Source organism: Mesorhizobium sp. ISC15 (assembly GCF_037162615.1).
Classification (GTDB): domain Bacteria; phylum Pseudomonadota; class Alphaproteobacteria; order Rhizobiales; family Rhizobiaceae; genus Mesorhizobium; species Mesorhizobium mediterraneum.
Map to the genome: position 1 here is coordinate 3220060 of NZ_JAVSPX010000001.1, position 16890 is coordinate 3236949.

Sequence of the window (16890 nt, forward strand, 5' to 3'; positions counted from 1 at the left end):
CTGAAGGTTTTCAAAATGCCCCTGTTTACCGGTGTCGTGCCACCTGTCGTCACCCCGCTCCATTCCGATTTCAGTGTCGACTTCCCGTCGTTCACGCGGACCATCGAGAACCTGCTCGCCGGCGGCGTTCACGGGCTGTTCGTGCTCGGCTCGACCAGCGAGGTGGTCTTTTATGACGGGGCCGGCCGCAGGGCCATCATCGAGCACGCCGTCAAGGTCAACAATGGCCGCGTTCCGATCTTCGCCGGGGTCATCGACCCGACGACCGATCGTGTCATCAATCACGCCAAGATAGCCAGATCGGCCGGCGCCGACGCCGTCGTGGTCACCGCGCCCTTTTATGCCCGCACCAGCCAGCCCGAGATCGGCGATCACTTCCGTTATATCAAGGATGCGGTCGACATCCCCATTATCGCCTACGACATTCCGGTCTGCGTCCATGTCAAGCTGGAGCGCAAGACCACCGTCGGCCTGGCCAGCGAGGGGGTTATCGCGGGGATCAAGGATTCCAGCGGCGATGACGGCAATCTGCGTTATGTGCTCAAGGACATGGCCAACGATCCGAATTTCTTCGGCATGACCGGATCCGAGATCCTGGTCGACAGCGTGCTTGCCATGGGCGCGCATGGCGTCGTGCCGGGCCTCGCCAATGTCGATCCGCACGGCTACGTCAAGCTGTGGAACCTGATGCAGGCGGGTCAGCACGTCGAAGCCCGCGTGGAACAGGAGCGGCTGTTGAAGCTGTTCGAGATCGTCTGGATCTCGCTCGGCAGGACAAGCGCCGGCTCGGCCGGCGTAGGCGCCTTCAAGACAGCGATGAAGAGCCTCGGCATCATCGCCTCCAACACCATGGCGCGGCCGCAACGCAGCTTGAACGACGAGGAAACCGCAAAGGTCGAAATCATCCTTCGCGACGTCGGGTTGATGCGCTGACCGTGGACGCTCCGATTCTCTCGATTTCCGGTCTGCGGGCCGTGTTCCGTATCGCCGGACGCGACATCGCCGCCGTGCAGGACGTCGATCTGACGATCGGATCGGGTGAAACGGTCGCGCTCGTCGGCGAATCCGGATCGGGCAAATCCGTCACCAGCCTGTCGATCATCGGCCTGCTGCCGAAGAAGATCGGACACATCGCCGAGGGCTCGATCGCGCTGCGGCGCAGGGATGGCACTGTCACCGAGCTGACCGGCCTCGATCCCGAGTCGCTGCGCAAGGTGCGCGGCAACGACATCGGCATGGTGTTCCAGGAGCCGATGACCAGCCTCAATCCGGTCTACACGATCGGCGAACAGATCGCCGAGCCGATCCGCATCCATCTCGGCAAGTCGCATCGTGATGCGGCCGCCGACGCCGTGCGGCTGCTGGCTCAGGTCGGCATTCCCGATCCCGATCGGCGGGCGCGGCAATACCCGCATGAGCTGTCGGGAGGGATGCGCCAGCGCGCCACCATCGCCATGGCCCTGTCCTGCAATCCGACCTTGCTGATCGCCGACGAGCCGACCACCGCGCTCGACGTCACTATCCAAGCCCAGATTCTCGACCTGCTGGCCGAGCTGCAAGCGCAACGCGGCATGGGCATTCTGTTCGTCACGCACAATCTCGGCGTCGTTGCCGAGATCGCCGACCGGGTCGCGGTGATGTATGCCGGGCGCATCGTGGAATCGGGTCCGGTGAGCGAGGTGTTCACCCGTCCGCGTCATCCCTACACCGCCGGGCTGATGCGTTCGGTGCCACGGCTTGGCCAAGCCACCACGCTGAAGGCAGCAGGAACGCCGCTTCCAACCATCGCCGGCAATGTTCCATCGCTGGCCTTGCTGCCCAAGGGCTGCTCCTTCGCGCCGCGTTGCGCCCTGGCTGTCGATGCCTGCCGCACTGCTGTACCGCCATTGTTCGCGGCGACGTCGACCCAGAAAAGCCGTTGTTTGCGCTGGGAGGATCTCTGACAATGGATGCCCCCTTCCTTTCGGTCAGGAACCTGACCAAGCATTTTGCGCCGACGGCGTTCTCGCGCGGTCCCATCGTCAGGGCGCTGGAAGATATTTCCTTCGATATCGCGCGCGGCCAGGTGGTCGGCCTCGTCGGCGAATCCGGGTCGGGCAAGACCACGATCGGCCGCTCGGTGCTGCGTCTCATCGAGCCGACGTCCGGCGAAATAAGATTTGACGGCGTCGATATCACTAAGTTGAGCGCCGGCCCGCTGGCTCGCCAGCGCCGCAAGATGCAGTATATTTTCCAGGATCCGTTTGCCAGTCTGTCGCCGCGCATGACCATCGGGCAGATCCTGACCGAAGGCCTGGATATTCAGGGCATCGGCAACAGGCGCGAGCGGCGGGCGAGGGCGGAGAAAGCACTTGCTGCGGTCGAGTTGCCAGTCGATGCCTATGACCGCTACGCCCACGAATTTTCGGGCGGGCAGCGTCAGCGCATCGGCATCGCCCGGGCGCTTACGCTCGAACCCGAATTCATCGTCGCCGATGAGCCGGTCTCTGCCCTCGATGTCTCCATTCAGGCGCAAATCATAAATCTTCTGCGCGACCTGCAGATCCGGCTCGGTCTCACCATGCTGTTCATTTCGCATGACTTGGCCGTCGTCGAATATATCTGCGACACGGTGATCGTTCTCTATCTCGGGCGCATCATGGAAGTTGCACCGGCGGCCGCGCTCTATGCTCGGCCACAGCATCCCTATACGCGCGCGCTGCTGTCGGCCATTCCGTCGCTCGACCCGCTGGCCAAGCAGACCCGGCAGGTGCTGAAGGGCGACATCCCAAGCCCCGCAAATCCGCCAACCGGGTGTGTTTTCCGAACCCGTTGCCCGGTCGCCATAGACGCTTGTGCCGGCATCGTCCCGCCGCTGCGGGCAACGTCAGATGGCCATCTGAAGGCCTGCATTCGCGACGACATCGCCTAGGCAAGCTGGCGTGACGTTCCAGCAGTCGGGATCCTCGTTTCCGCGAAGCGGCACCGAAATTACTTTGCGGTCCGGCTTGCAATCGCGGCAATCTGCCCTAACATATCAGGCATGTTGCCGCTGAGCTTTTGCCATGTCCATGCCTGTCACAGTGATTAGCGAAATCGCCCGCAAGCTGGGAGGAGCCCCGGTGCTCGGGACGGAGGTAACTTCCCAGGCAGACCTTGCCATGATCGTGCGACGCCGACTGCCGCTTGCCGCACTGAGAGGACTTTCGCTCGCTGGGCTGAGCGATCAGGAGATCGAAAAGTTTGTCATCCCGCAACGGACCAGGCGCCACCGGGCGGAAAAGGATCAACCGTTGACGGTAGACGAGTCTGATCGGGCGGTGCGGCTCGTACGGATTCAGTCATTTGCCGAAGAGACGTTCGGAGATGCTGAAAAGGCCAACACATGGCTGCGCAGAGGCTTGGCCGAACTTGGCGGTGAAACGCCGTTGACCATCGCGCAGACTGAGGCTGGCGCGCGTGTTATCGAGACCATTCTTGGAAAAATCGCCTGGGGTGCCGCCGCCTGATGCGGCTTTGGCGGCTGTCAGGACTTCGATACGCTACGGCTATCGATGGCGGCTACGGGCTGTTGTTCGATGGAAGATGGAACACAGTCGGTCATCCCGTCACATACAGTGCCACGTCGCCTTCACTTTGCGTGCTGGAGAAGCTGGTGCACGTCGAGGATCCAACGCTGCTTCCGAGACTTGCGATGGTGTCGTACGACGTGCCCGATGATATTGGCGCTGACCGATACGATCTCATTAATCTCCCGGGCGATTGGCGACAACGGGAGGCATTTACGCAACGAGTCGGCGATGAGTGGCTGAACAGCGTCAGCGCTGCTCTGTTCTTTGTTCCGTCAGCCATTGTCCCGATCTCGGACGGACCAGATCACAATGTTCTCATCAATCCTCGTCATCCTGCCGCGGCCCGAATCAAAATCGCACGTGTCGATCCGTTCGAGCTTGACGTTCGGCTATTCAAAGGGTGACTGCGGGTTGGTATCGGCAAGGCGTTGCTCGCGCTAGGCTCGGACTATTGAGCTTGCGTAAGCCATTTGGGTCTGGGAACAGCCTGCAACAGGCTTTGCGTATATTCGTGGCGAGGCGCCCCGAAGAGCGCCGAGGTTTGGCCTTCCTCGACAATCTTTCCATCTTTCATAACCATGATCCGATCGGCGAAATGGCGCACGATCGGCAAATCATGTGTGATGAAAATATATGAGAGGCTGAGCCGCGTCCTAAGGTCGGCCAGAAGGTCGATCACCTGCGCCTGGATAGAGACGTCGAGCGCCGAAACCGCCTCGTCGCAGACGATCAGTTCCGGCTCGCTCGCAAGCGCGCGCGCAATGGCGATGCGCTGTCGCTGGCCGCCGGAAAACTGGTGCGGGTAGCGGTCGGCGTGTTCCGGCAACAGCCCCACCAATTCCAGGAGCTCTGCCACTCGAGCCTTCCACCTGTTCTTCGGCAGAATATCGCGGTGGATCACCCAGGGTTCGGAAATGATGGAGTAAACGCGCATGCGCGGGTTCATCGATCCGTATGGATCCTGGAATACCATCTGCACCTTGCGCCGAAACGCCATAAGACGCTTCTCGTTCATTTCGAAGATGTTCTCGCCGGCGAAGACGGCCTTGCCCGCGCTTGGCGCGTTCAGCCCCAACAGCATGCGTGCGACGCTCGATTTGCCGGAGCCGGACTCGCCGACGATGCCGAGCGTTTCGCCTCTCCTGACCTCGAAGCTTATGTCATCCACCGCCTTGAACGTCCGCTTGCTGCTGAAAGCTCCGGAAGCAAGCACATAGTGCTTGGTGAGATGTTCCACCTTGAGCAGGGTTTTGCCGGCGATCGTCGTCGAACGCCTGTTCGGCGCCTCCGCTGCGTTGCCGTGGGGCAGGGCGGAGATGAGGCGGCGCGTGTAGGCGTGCTGCGGATTGCTGAAGACCTCCTTGGCGATGCCTGTCTCCACCACCTTCCCGCCGTTCATGACGATAATCCGGTCCGCCATGGACGAGGCGAGTTCAAGGTCGTGGGTGATCATGATCAACGCCATGCCGGTCTCACGCTGGAGATCGCGCAGCAGATCGAGGATCTGCGCTTGCACACTGACGTCCAGAGCGGTCGTCGGCTCATCGGCAATCAGGATGTCCGGTTTCAACGCGATCGCCATGGCGATCATCACGCGCTGGCGTTGTCCGCCCGAGAACTGATGTGGATAGAAGTCGACGCGGTTTTCCGGCTCTGGAATGCCCACACGCCGAAGCAGTTCTATCGTCTTGGCGCGTGCGTCCTTGCCGGCTCCCGCGCCGTGGCTCTCATAGACCTCCTCGATCTGGCGCCCCACCGTATAGACGGGGTTCAGGTAGGCGAGCGGATCCTGAAAGATCATCGCAATCCTGCGGCCGTTGATGCTTCTGCGCGCCTCCGCGCCAAGGCCCGAGAGTTCGACGCCATCGAAGAGGCAGGAGCCGGCCACGATATCACCTGGCGGACAGTCGATGAGATCCATCACCGTGCTGGTGCTGACGCTTTTTCCCGAACCGCTTTCGCCGAGGATCACGAGAGTCTCGCCACGGCTGACGTGGAAAGAGACATTGTCGACCGCGCGTACCGGCTCATCGTCCGAAAGGAAATCGACGGTCAGTCCGTCGACTTTGAGAATGGGATTGGTCGCGTTGCTCATCGGGCGGCTTTTCGCAATGTCTGAAGACGCCAGCGTTGCTGCGGATCAGCGACGGTGCGCGCCCAGTTCGAGAGGATGTTGAGCGACAGCGTCGTCAGCATGATTGCAAGACCCGGCCAGAATGCGATCCACCAGGCTGTCGCGAGATAGCCGCGGCCGTTTGCCACCATTGCACCCCAGGTGAAATCCGGCGGCTGAATGCCGAGGCCAAGGAAACTCAGCGCCGATTCCGAGAGAATGACGGTCGCGAAATCAATGGCGGAAATCGTCACCAGTGTCGGCAGGACGAGGGGGGCGATGTGCCGGACGATGATCCGGGCCGGCTTCGCGCCCATGGCTCGCGCCGCGCTCACAAACATGCGCTCGCGCAACTCCAGCACTTCTGCGCGCGCCGTTCTGAGATAGATCGGCATGCGCGTAACGGCGAGAACGATCACCAGGTTGGTGATGCTCGGGCCGAGCGTATAGAGCACGATGAGCGCCAGCAGCAGCGAGGGAAAGCTCATGACGACATCGGCCAGGCGCAGAATGAGATGGCTGTACCAGCGCTCCGAATAGCCCGCTATCAGGCCGAGCGTTCCACCAACCAGCATGGACGCGAATACCGCCGCCGCGGCAATGCCGAACGTATTCTGCGCGCCGACAATCAGCCTGGCCAGGATGGGACGGCCGAGGGTATCGGCGCCGAGGACATAGATCCAGCCGCTGGCCAGCGAGAACGGGGCGAGGTTTCGCTGGCGCAGCCCCAGCCGCGAAGCAGCGTCGCCCACCAGCCACGGGCCGAGGACCGCAGCGAGCACGATGATCGTCAGGAAGATAGCGGCGGCGAGCGCAAGCTTGTCGCGCTTCAGATAGGCGAGAAGCACGCTGCCGCTGCCTGGAACCGCCGCTGGCTTGATGTCGGGGGTGATGATCGTCATGGCTCAGTACCGGATGCGCGGATCGAGAACCGCGTAGAGCAGGTCGATCGCGATGTTCAGGATGAAGATGGCGGTTGCCGTCACCAGAATTGTCGACTGGACGACGGCAAAATCGCGCTGGATGATCGAGTCGATCATCAGCTTGCCGATGCCGGGCCAGCCGAATATCGACTCCACGACGACGGCGCCGTTGACGAGACTGGTCGCCAGGTCGCCGGCGACCGTGACGACGGGCAGCAGCGAGTTGCGAAGCGCATGCCCGAAGATGATCTTCTGTCGGGGCAGGCCTTTGGCCCTTGCGGTCTTGATGTATGGAGAGGCAAGCGCGGACAGCATCGTTCCGCGCACGACCTGCACCAGGAGACCGAAGGGGCGAAGCATCAGCACGAAGACGGGCATGATCCAATGGGCCCAGGTTCCGGTGCCGGATGTCGGCAAAAGCCCGAGCCCCACAGCGAAGACAAGGATGCCGACGATGGCGACCCAAAAATCCGGCGCGCTTGCGCCGGCCAGAGAGACGAGGCTGGCGACACGGTCGAACATGCTGCCCGGTCGCGCGGCCGCAAGAGAGCCGACAAGGATAGCCAAAGCGGTCGACAGCGTGATCGCGACGGCGGCAAGCTTCAGCGTTTCCGGGAACGCCTCAAGCGCGACCTGCATCGCCGAGCGGTTCTGGCGTAGCGATTCACCGAAATCCAGCTGCAGAAGATCGCGCAAATATTCCAGAAACTGCCAATAGATCGGCTGATCGAGGCCGTTCAACCGCGCGAACGCGGCCCGAGCTTCCGCAGTCGAGTCCAGAGGCAGGTACAAGGCGGAAGGGTCGCCGGTGAGCCGTGTCAGGAAAAAGACCAGCGTCAACAGACCTATGACCGACAGGATGCTGTGGAACGCCCGGCGTCCAAGATAGGTAATCATTTGGGATGCCCTTGGACGGATATCGACGGAGGCAACAGGTCAGGGGCGCAGGATCACGATCGGACCCAGCGCCCCCGTATCACTCAGTCTTTTTTGATAGCGATATTGGCCAGCGGTATTTCGCTGTTGGTGGTGATATCGGGCTTCCATTCCAGCCTGGTGCCAACGCGGGTATAGCCGATCATGTGGAACATCGGGATGTCCGCCACCACTTCGTTGCGGGCCTTGCCGAAGATCGCCTTGAAGCTGTTGGTGCGGGCTTCGCCGGTCGCAGCCAGGGCCTCGTCTATCTCCTTGTCGAACGCCGGATCGGCCACGGTCGAGTAGCTCCCGCTCGATCGGTAGAAGATCGGAACCGTGAAGGCCGCATCGCCCTTGTTGTTGTCGTGCATCATCTGCAGGAGATTGGGGCCGCGCTCCGGCGGGAAAGGCTTTTGCAGATAGCGCAGCCAGTCGGCGACATCGAGCATGGTAAGCTTGACGTTGAGGCCGGCATCCTGCCACATCGTCATCATGGCCTCCATCGCTTCCGCGCCGTTTGGATAGATGCCGTTTCGCCCGATGAGCTTGATCTCGGTATCGACCGCGACACCTGCCGCGCGCGCCTCTTCGATGAGCTTTTTCGCCTCTTCCGGATCGTACGGCCAAGGCTCGAGCGCATCGTCATGCCCGTTGATCCCGGAGACGACCATCTGCGACGCACGCTTGACGTCGTCGCCGAACAGCTGCGCAAGGCCTTCCCAGTCGATCGCGAGGTTGAGCCCCTTGCGGACGCGCAGGTCATCGAGCGGCGGCTTGGCGGCATCGATACGGATCGCGGTGGTCTCGGAGTTCAGGTAGGCGAAATCCGTCTCCGGATTGCTGGCGTCCTGGATGGCAATCGACGGCGTCAGGTCGGCTTCCCCGGTTTCCACCATGGCAGCTCTGATCGAGGATTCGGGCCGCCAGACATAGGTTGCCTTCGTGATCTCCGGCTTCTTGCCCCAATAGCCGTCGAACGCGTCAAGCACTACGGTTTGCGGGGAAAAGGTCGACAGCTTGAATGGGCCGGTCCCGACCGGATCGTTCACCGCCTTGTCGACCGGTGTCTTCGGCGAGACGATCATGACCACGCTCAACAGCGTCGGCATGATGGGCTCGGGCCTGTCCGACTTTATCTCGACGGTTAGATCGTCGACCGGCGTCAGCGTTAGCTTGGCATCGCCGAACTTCGCTATGTTGCTGCAAGTGATCTTGCCGCTGATCATCCTGTTGATGGAGAACGCAACCGCATCCGCGTTGAGCTCCGTTCCGTCCTGGAACTTCACGCCCTCGCGCAGCTTGATCCGCCAGGTCGTCGGGTTCACGCTGGTCCACTCGGTCGCCAATTTCGGCTGAGGTTGTCCGGTGATCGGATCGATGACGGTCAACGATTCAACGACGTTTTGGCTGAGTATCTGGCCGACATTTGTGATGATGGTGCCGCAGGGCTCCAGATTGGCCGGCTGCTCCGGCAGGACGATACGGATGTCCTGCGCCGCATCTTGTGCGACAGCCGATGGCGCGGCAGCAGTCATCAATACGACAGCTGCAATCGTATGAGCGCTTCTATTCATGTCTCTCCTCCCTTTGATATTCCGTTTTGGCTGTCGGGCGCAGGGCGAACCTCCTCGTCCCGTTCGCCCGACAATTTGCCGATCTCCCGGCGACTAGGCGGCGATCCTCTCGATCAGTCCGCGCAGCATGTCTTTTTCCTGCGGCTTCAGATCCGTCAGCGGCGGACGGAGCGGGCCGGGGGTCCGTCCTATGAGCTCGACGCCTGCCTTGATGATCGACACTGGATAACCTTGTTCGCGATCGCGCAAAGCCGCGAAGGGGAAGAAGAAGCTGTGCAGGATTTCTTCCATTGCGGCGCGATCGTTTGTCCGCATGGCCCTGTAGAAGCGCTGTGCCAATTCCGGCACGAAGTTGAAGACCGCAGAGGAATAAGTCGTCACTCCGGCGCCGTTGAAGCCTTCGGCAAAGAGCTCATGCGTGGGCATGCCACCGATGTAGCAGAGCCGATCGCCAAGTTTGGCGGTGACGTGGCGGACAAGATCGATCTTGCCCGTGCCGTCCTTGAAGCCGATGAGGTTTGGGCACGCGTCGGCAAGGCGAGCAACCGTGTCGGCATTGGCGACCGAGTTCGCACGGTTGTAGATGATGACGCCGAGGCCGGTGGATTCGCACACGGCTTTGACGTGCCGGAATATCCCTTCTTGGGAGGCTTCCATCAGATAATGAGGCAAAAGCAAAAGACCGTCGGCTCCCGCAGCCTCGGCGCGGCGAGCAATTTCCGTGGCGAGCGCCGTGCCGTAGCCACAGCCGGCGATGATAGGCACATCTCCCGAGGCATCCTTGGCCGCGCGGGTAACGTCGGCGACCTCTTCCGGCGACAGGGAGAAGAACTCGCCCGTGCCCCCGGCCGCGAACAGGGCAGCGGCACCGAACCCCGAGAGCCATGCCACATGCGCGCGATAGCTTTCGAGATTGAGGCTGAAATCCTCGTTGAAATGTGTGACCGGAAACGACAGCAGCCCTGAAGCGACACGCGACTTGATTTCATCTGGCGACAAAAGAACTCATCCCACAATTGATATGATGTCATCTAGATTCATATGATGAGTATCGGGGCGAGTCAACCGCCGGTTTTGTCCTGGTTTGCCGAGCGTCGGACGGTGAGGGCGCGATAGCGCTTTATCCCCGTCACCAGATGGCGGCGCATCGCCTCACGCGCCTTTTCCGGGTCGCGGGCGAGAATCGCATCCGCGATTTCCCTGTGCTCCTCCAGAATCGGATGGTCGCGATTGGGCAAGGGGTCGACGCCGCCCATCATCGTCTTGAACTTCACCCGCGGGATCATCCGCCGGCCGACATGTTCGAGGAATGCCTTGAACCTTGCGTTGTTCGTTGCGGTGGCGATCGCCATGTGGAACTGGAAGTCCGCCTCGTCGGTGGGTTGCCCTTGCGCCATGAGGTCGGCGAATCTTTCGACCTGGGCCTCGATTTCGGCCTCCTGCGCCGGCGAACTGCGGGCTGCGGCAAGGCCGGCTGCCTCGACTTCGATGCCGATGCGAAGCTCGAGCTCTTCGATGATATCCGAGATCTTGTTCGTTTCGTCGGTGAAGAGCTTCAATCCCTCGTCGACAGGTTTCGGGCCGAGAACGAAGACGCCGGCGCCTTGCCGCGATTCCACCAGCCCGTCGGCGCGAAGCGCGGCGATGGCCTCCCGGACCACAGTGCGGCTGAACCCGAACCGGTCAATCAGCGCAGGTTCTGTCGGCAATTTGTCGCCAGGTGCATAAAAGCCGGCTTCGATCTGCCCGCGCAGCGCATCTGCAACCTGAGAGACGAACGACCTGCGGGACGTTCGATGTTCTGCCTGCTGCATGGGTCCTCCAAACTTTTGCCGGGTCGAGACATTGCATACTCCCGGCGCAGGGCAAAAGCGAGGTCATCATATGAAAATTTGCAGTCCGAGGTCGAATGTACTTAGGTCATCATATGGCTTCTGCGCTCCGCATATGGGCCGTCAAGTCGCCTAAAGCGGTTTTCGTCGGCACCTTTGCTGATACGGCCACGGCGATGAGCGGACCCATGGCGTGGCGGCTTTCAGGCTGCGGCCGTCGGCCGGTGATCGCGGACCCACCTGACGATCTGCCCCGCCGTCATCGCGCCGGATGCGCGCGCAACCTCCTGTCCGCCATGGAAGAGGATCATGGTCGGGATGCTGCGAATGCCGAGCCTGGTTGCAACCGCCTGCTCATTGTCGGAATTGAGCTTGATCAGGCGAACATGCGGCTCCAGTTCGTTTGCTGCCGCTTCATATGCCAGCGCCATCATCTTGCAGGGGCCGCACCACGGTGCCCAGATGTCGACGACGACGGGGAGGCTGCTTCGCGTGACCTGGCGATCGAAAGTCGGTGCATCGACGTCTGCCGGGTGACCCGAGAACAGCTTGGAGCCGCACTTTCCGCATTTCGCGTCCCTGGCATTGCGTGCCGGCGGCAGGCGATTGACCCCGCCGCATTTGCCGCAAACCACCAGATTTTCCTGCGCCATGGCCATTCACCTGCTGAAGTCGATCGCCGCCGTCAGGATGCCGTCTTGAGTGAAGCACGCTGCGCAGAAGCTGCCGCGTCCGAAACACTCGCCAACTCTGCGGCGATGTCGGCGAGCTTTCGATCGGCGTCGACCTTGCGCCAGGCGGGCGGGGTGGCATTTCGCTGCAATTGCCGCGACAAGATGTCGACGGTTGCGTCGGAAGGACCGCCCCTGCGTTCGCTCACCCGCTGCCAAAGAACGAGCGGATCCGCCTCCAGCCAGAATCCGGCGAAAGTGACGCCTCTATCACTTGCCGCCTTCTCGATGCGGTCGCGATCGGCCGGCCTGTCAAAGACGGCATCGGCGACCACCGAACCGCCTTCGGAAAGGATCAAGTCGGCGCGCCATGCCATTTCGCGGTAGACGCGGTCGGACACTTCCGGTCGATAGGCCCTGTCCGGCAGTTTCGTCTCGACTGGCACCCCATGCATGGCTTTGCGGATGCGGTCGCTCTCGACAATGCGCGCGCCGGGCGGCGCGCCGACATGTGCGGCGAGGGCTTCGGCAACGGCCGTCTTGCCGGAACCACTCAAGCCGCCGATCGCGATCAGCCGAGGAGGCCTTGCCTGGAGAAGTGTTCGGGCAAGCTCGAAATAAGATCTGGCTTCGGCAATCAGCCCGCCGGAATCGGCACCGCCTTCCTCGATCTGGGTTGCGGTGACATGCGCGCGCACGGCAGCCCGCACCGCCATGAAGAACGGCAAGAGAATGAAGCCGTCCTCGTCGTCTGCTTCGTCGAGATAGCGGTTCACCACCAGGTTGGCGAGTTCCGGAAAGCCGCGATGCCAAAGGTCCATCAGCAGGAAGGCCAGGTCGTAGAGCACATCGATGCTGGCGATCTGGTCGTTGAATTCGATGCAATCGAAGAGGCGGGGCTCTCCATCGAAGAGACAGATGTTGCGCAGATGCAAATCGCCATGGCATCGCCGGATCTTACCTGCGGATTCCCGCCGGTCGAGCAGTTCGCAATGACGGGCGAGGGCGGTGCGGAAAATCCCGGTAAATGTCTTGATCTCGGCTTGTTCGAAAACATTGCTGGTGGCAAAGCCGGCTTCGTTTATGGCGAGCACGCCTGCCAGGTTCGAGGATCCGCTGCCCTTGTGGACCTCCGGCGCCTCGCGATGATAGCGCACGATCATACACGCGACCGCTGTCATCAGCGCAGGCGTCAGCTCGCCACCGACTGCCATTCGATCGAGCAGCTTCGACTGATCGAAGCGGACCATCTCGATCGCCGCATCGACCAGTTTGCCGCTTCCGTCGAAGGCGAGCTTGCCGTCGGTCTCTCGCGTGATGCGCCGCACACCCAGATAGAGGCCGGGCGCGGTCTTGGAGTTGAGCTCCACCTCTTTCTCGCAAGCGGCGAGCCGCAGCACCGGGGTCGAGAAGTCGACATAGGGCAGCTTCACGGCTCGCTTGATCTTGTAGGCGCTCTGGCCAACCAGGAAGATGCGCGAGATGTGGGTTTCGATCGCTTCGACCGGCCCGGTCTCGCCATATGTGGCAGGGTCCATCAAAATCGCGGCCACGGATTCCTGATCCTCGACGATCATCGCATGCCTCTTTGTTTGTATCGAACCTTTGGAATCCGACGAGTGTGTTCGCTGAAATTCCGCACCATCGGGGCCTTGCTGCCGCAGCGTCTGGGTATAACCAGCCAAGTCACGGATGCGTTCCCTAGTGCGACTCTCCCGGCGCCGATCGCATGTTCCGGCACGCGTGGGCGCGTTAATACGGATCGAATGATGCGCGGCGACGTTCTTCACTCAGCGCAAGGAACGCGCCGAGCCGTCTCGCTATTACGACGATTGGACTTTGACGCAAAATCGGGAGCAGCCGCCATGGCTTTCAGGACGATACTTACCGTTATCGGGCCGAACACGGGAGACAACGATCTCAAACTTGCCGCCGACCTGTGCAATGAAATCGGCGCGCATCTTGCTGTTCTCGTCGTTGCCATCGCTGCGCCGCCACCCGTCGGAGAGTATGCCGCAGTGGTTTCAGAAGCCTGGCTCGAGGCACGTCAGGCCGACGAGAATCTGTTGAAGAAGCGAGCCGCTGCCGTGTCGGCTTTTCTCGCCGGCAGGGCGCCTTCGGCCGACGTCTCCAGCGAATATCCGGAAGCCGGCTGGGCTGACGACACCATCGGCCGCCGCGCCCGCTACGCCGACATCACGGTTATTGGACCGGAGTTGCTTGCCAACGAGACGCTGAAGAGCAAAGGGATCGAAGGCGCATTGTTTTCGTCGGGAAAGCCTTTGCTGCTCATCCCCCAGGGATCGCGGCCGACACTGAAGCCGAAACGCGTGCTGGTCGCCTGGGACGCCCGTCTGGAATCATCGCGTGCCGTCCGCGAATCCCTCGACATGCTGGCAGGCGCCGATGAGGTGCACCTCGTCATGGTCGATCCGGTGGAGGACGAATACCACCATGGGGCGGAACCTGGAGCCGACGCCGCTGCCTATCTCGCGCGGCACGGCGTGAATGTCACGGTCGACCGGCTGCCCAGCTTGAACCATTCAGTCGTCGAGGTGCTTCGCAGGCACGCGGTCGACATCGCTGCCGACCTGATGGTGATGGGCGCCTATGGTCATTCCCGGTTGCGCGAGCGCATCTTCGGCGGCGCCACCATCTCGATGCTTGAAGATCCGCCGATGCCGATCCTTATGGCGCATTAGCAATTTAAGGACTGAAGACGGTGGGCCGACGCGATCCGCCGCGGGAAGAATCCGTCACGCCAGCTGCGGAACATTGGTCAGTCCGCCGGCCAGTGGCGAGCGAATCTCGGGAAAACGCTAAGTATTTGTTTTTTCTGGTCGGAGTGGCAGGATTTGAACCTGCGACCCCATCGTCCCGAACGAGTGTGTCGGCCAGCAAAAGCCCGGATTTCCGGCATTCCTCATCACGGCCGGCGGCTCCTGTTCACCTTTGTTTCCGGCTTATCTGTGGGGATGTGAGGAGTGACGGGAGCGTTCGCCTTCTGTGCCCCGGGCATTCGGACGACGTTTTTCGGTAGATTTCGCGAGCGCGCCTTGGAGACGATCGCTTCGGCGGCATCCGCCTGGAAGTCGGGGTGATGGTGGCTATAGGTCTGGATCAGCATCTCGACGGTCATGCCGAGGAAGCCGGCGGCCGCCCAAGGGTCCGAGCCTTGCTGCATCAGCCGGGGTCGCGGCCGTGTGGCGGAAGATGTGCGGGGTGACGCCGGATCGACGCCATCGACCAGCACGCGCCCAGCCGCGGCAGGCCAGCTCGCTTCGACACACCATACGTCAGAGGGGCATTCTTGTGGATGTTCATTCGGACCGTCCGGTGAGTGCTGAAGCTTGGTAACTCCAGTCTCCTCGGTTCGGTCCGAATGGACAACCTACAGAAAGCTCACAACTAGAGCCTGTTCCATCCCTGCATCGGGATGGAACTCCATCTCTTTTATTTGAGCATGATCTCCTCCGAAGACCGGGCTCCCGCTTTTTGCTACCCTGACCTACGGTTCGGGATCATGGCTTTGAGGTGTTGCTTATCCAGTCCTTGTTTGGCCACGGCGAACCCTCGCGGGATGTTGTTTCCCCGTGTAGGTCCTTCAGGTCACAAAGAATGCGCCTGCCGTAAGCGACAGAGCTGGAGAAAGGGTGGCGAACTGTGTTTGAGCTGCGCCGCCGATCCCGTCGCTGTCGAACGAGAGCGCCCCAGTCGAACTGTTGTAGATGATGTGGTCGGAGCTATCATGCGCGGCCTTGCCGGTAAAGAAAGCGTCCGATGAAAGCCCTCCCAACTTAAGCCCGGCAAAAATCGCGTCGTCGAGGTGGACTTTGTCCTGGGACTTGTTGAAGTCGGTGACCCTATCAATATTGCCGGCTCCAAGAGCGGTTTTGAAAACGAACGCATCGTTGCCGCCAAAGCCGCTCAACTTATCGGCACCGCCGCCGCCGTTGATGACGTTGGCGCCGGCATTGCCCTGGATGGTTTGGGCCAACTCGTTGCCGGTCAGGTTGATTGCCGTGGTGCCGGCGTCCCTCGTGGTGCCAAGGACTTCAACCGACGAGCCGGCTGAGAGCGCATAGCTCACAGAGGCCCACACCCTGTCTTGACCTTGGCCAGAGGCCTCGACCACCTTGTCGCCCGCGTTGTCGACATAGTATTCGTCGTTGCCGAGGTAGCCTGTCATCGTGTCGGCACCAGTTCCCTGAAGTACATCGGCGCCGCTGGTGCCGTACAAGGTGCCATCGCCGGTGCCGCCGGAAGGAGGGACAGTCCCAGACCCAGTCTCGGTCCCAGTCCCGGTCCCAGTCCCAGTCTCGGTCGAGCCAGTGGTCGGGGGAGTGACGTTCGCGCCCGTTACAGTGTCGCCGCTACCTGCCTTTTGATAGAGCTGCACCTCGTCGATCTGCATCTGCATCGACGAAGGGGTCGAGCTATCGAGAGTCGTATGCCATCCGGCCGCGTTCGAATTCGCGACCCCATTATTCATGATCAATTCCATCGGTTCATCCGGGATCGGGGCCTGTGCGCTGGTCACTTGCGCCATCTGGTGCCCATCGAGATACCAGGTGATCGATTCACCGGGCACCCAGTTGATCCCATACGTGTGGAAGCCGGCCGTGAGGTCGGTGCCGGTATCGATGCTGTTGCCGACCCACCCTGACGGCGAGTGGAGGTGCCAGGAGAACATCTGGTCTGCCGGCCCCGAACCGGTAAATCCACCCTCCTGTATATCGATCTCGAAATTGTCGCCGCTGCTGCCGGCGCCTTCGCCGGGCAACATCCAGAGGGCCGGCCATGCGCCATCGCCGCTCGGCGCCTTCATGCTGATCTGAAGATAGCCGCCATTGAATTCGAAGTTGCCGTAGCTGCTGACCGCGCCGGACGTGACCGGGTATGTCTGTGTCGTCCCCTGATTTATGCCGCTGATGGGCTGCTTGATCGCCGTGAGATCCAACTGCCCGTTGGTCACGGACACTTGGCTCGGCACATCGTAGTCGGCATAATACTGCGAGCCTGCGTTGCTTCCTCCTGATCCATTGCTATTCCATGGCCAGCCGTTGGCGGCATTGCTGGTGATGTAGGTATTCCAGTCGCTGTCGAGCGCCGTACCGGAGAAGGTTTCCTCGAAGACGAGATCGCTAGAGGCAAAGCCTGCGGGTGCGGAAAGAGTCATTCAGTGATCCTCTGTGGCGTTGAAAACAGCCGCGCATCGCCAAGGCGCACGACATATCGCATGCTCGCAGTTCGGCACCGCGAACGGATTTCAAAGTAGCGGAGATTTGGAAGTCCTCGCCCAGACATT

The 16890-nt window shown here is 61.4% G+C and carries 16 protein-coding genes; 6 read left to right on the forward strand and 10 right to left on the reverse strand.

Annotated features, from left to right (window positions below; genetic code table 11):
- Nucleotides 1-15 precede the first annotated feature (15 nt).
- The 5 genes from RPG13_RS15390 (at nucleotide 16) to RPG13_RS15410 (ending at nucleotide 3955) form a co-directional block, all read left to right on the forward strand.
- Complete coding sequence (locus tag RPG13_RS15390; RefSeq protein ID WP_126102976.1) at nucleotides 16-933, forward strand: dihydrodipicolinate synthase family protein; 918 nt, start codon at nucleotides 16-18, stop codon at nucleotides 931-933.
- Nucleotides 934-935: 2 nt separating this feature from the next.
- Nucleotides 936-1943, forward strand: coding sequence for an ABC transporter ATP-binding protein (locus RPG13_RS15395; RefSeq protein WP_292710724.1), 1008 nt, complete (start codon nucleotides 936-938; stop codon nucleotides 1941-1943).
- A 2-nt stretch (nucleotides 1944-1945) separates the two neighbouring features.
- Nucleotides 1946-2911 (forward strand): ABC transporter ATP-binding protein, encoded by a 966-nt coding sequence (locus tag RPG13_RS15400; RefSeq protein WP_337125427.1) that lies wholly within the window; start codon nucleotides 1946-1948, stop codon nucleotides 2909-2911.
- Nucleotides 2912-3044: 133 nt separating this feature from the next.
- The gene (gene parS / locus RPG13_RS15405) at nucleotides 3045-3488 is read left to right on the forward strand and encodes a type II RES/Xre toxin-antitoxin system antitoxin (protein WP_245458070.1); all 444 of its coding nucleotides are present in this window, start codon (nucleotides 3045-3047) and stop codon (nucleotides 3486-3488) included.
- Nucleotides 3488-3955 carry an RES family NAD+ phosphorylase gene (locus tag RPG13_RS15410; RefSeq protein WP_126102973.1) on the forward strand — a complete coding sequence of 156 codons (468 nt, stop codon included), beginning with the start codon at nucleotides 3488-3490 and terminating at the stop codon, nucleotides 3953-3955. The genes parS and RPG13_RS15410 overlap by 1 nt, the downstream gene beginning before the upstream one ends.
- A gap of 44 nt (nucleotides 3956-3999) precedes the next feature.
- Here RPG13_RS15410 and RPG13_RS15415 read toward each other — a convergent pair whose 3' ends face one another.
- The 8 genes from RPG13_RS15415 to RPG13_RS15450 all read right to left on the reverse strand — a co-directional run bounded on the left by RPG13_RS15415 (nucleotide 4000) and on the right by RPG13_RS15450 (nucleotide 13159).
- Nucleotides 4000-5646 (reverse strand): ABC transporter ATP-binding protein, encoded by a 1647-nt coding sequence (locus tag RPG13_RS15415; protein WP_337125428.1) that lies wholly within the window; start codon nucleotides 5644-5646, stop codon nucleotides 4000-4002.
- Complete coding sequence (locus RPG13_RS15420) at nucleotides 5643-6566, reverse strand: ABC transporter permease (protein ID WP_126102971.1); 924 nt, start codon at nucleotides 6564-6566, stop codon at nucleotides 5643-5645. The genes RPG13_RS15415 and RPG13_RS15420 overlap by 4 nt, the downstream gene beginning before the upstream one ends.
- A 3-nt stretch (nucleotides 6567-6569) precedes the next feature.
- Nucleotides 6570-7484, reverse strand: a complete 915-nt coding sequence (locus tag RPG13_RS15425; RefSeq protein ID WP_126102970.1) for an ABC transporter permease — start codon at nucleotides 7482-7484, stop codon at nucleotides 6570-6572.
- Nucleotides 7485-7567: 83 nt separating this feature from the next.
- Nucleotides 7568-9079: an ABC transporter substrate-binding protein gene (locus RPG13_RS15430; RefSeq protein WP_127203742.1), complete on the reverse strand. Its 1512-nt coding sequence runs from the start codon at nucleotides 9077-9079 to the stop codon at nucleotides 7568-7570.
- A gap of 93 nt (nucleotides 9080-9172) precedes the next feature.
- Complete coding sequence (kdgD, locus tag RPG13_RS15435) at nucleotides 9173-10078, reverse strand: 5-dehydro-4-deoxyglucarate dehydratase (protein WP_126102968.1); 906 nt, start codon at nucleotides 10076-10078, stop codon at nucleotides 9173-9175.
- A gap of 62 nt (nucleotides 10079-10140) precedes the next feature.
- Nucleotides 10141-10893: a FadR/GntR family transcriptional regulator gene (locus tag RPG13_RS15440; protein WP_126102967.1), complete on the reverse strand. Its 753-nt coding sequence runs from the start codon at nucleotides 10891-10893 to the stop codon at nucleotides 10141-10143.
- Between the two features lie 221 nt (nucleotides 10894-11114).
- Nucleotides 11115-11564: a thioredoxin TrxC gene (trxC, locus tag RPG13_RS15445; RefSeq protein ID WP_337125429.1), complete on the reverse strand. Its 450-nt coding sequence runs from the start codon at nucleotides 11562-11564 to the stop codon at nucleotides 11115-11117.
- Nucleotides 11565-11596: 32 nt separating this feature from the next.
- Complete coding sequence (locus tag RPG13_RS15450) at nucleotides 11597-13159, reverse strand: bifunctional aminoglycoside phosphotransferase/ATP-binding protein (protein ID WP_442921341.1); 1563 nt, start codon at nucleotides 13157-13159, stop codon at nucleotides 11597-11599.
- 288 nt (nucleotides 13160-13447) lie between these two features.
- Here RPG13_RS15450 and RPG13_RS15455 point away from each other — a divergent pair, with 288 nt between their 5' ends.
- Nucleotides 13448-14284: a universal stress protein gene (locus RPG13_RS15455; protein ID WP_337125430.1), complete on the forward strand. Its 837-nt coding sequence runs from the start codon at nucleotides 13448-13450 to the stop codon at nucleotides 14282-14284.
- 224 nt (nucleotides 14285-14508) lie between these two features.
- Here RPG13_RS15455 and RPG13_RS15460 read toward each other — a convergent pair whose 3' ends face one another.
- Nucleotides 14509-14766, reverse strand: coding sequence for a hypothetical protein (locus RPG13_RS15460; protein WP_095486487.1), 258 nt, complete (start codon nucleotides 14764-14766; stop codon nucleotides 14509-14511).
- 420 nt (nucleotides 14767-15186) lie between these two features.
- Nucleotides 15187-16761 carry a family 16 glycosylhydrolase gene (locus tag RPG13_RS15465; protein WP_095486488.1) on the reverse strand — a complete coding sequence of 525 codons (1575 nt, stop codon included), beginning with the start codon at nucleotides 16759-16761 and terminating at the stop codon, nucleotides 15187-15189.
- Nucleotides 16762-16890 lie beyond the last annotated feature (129 nt).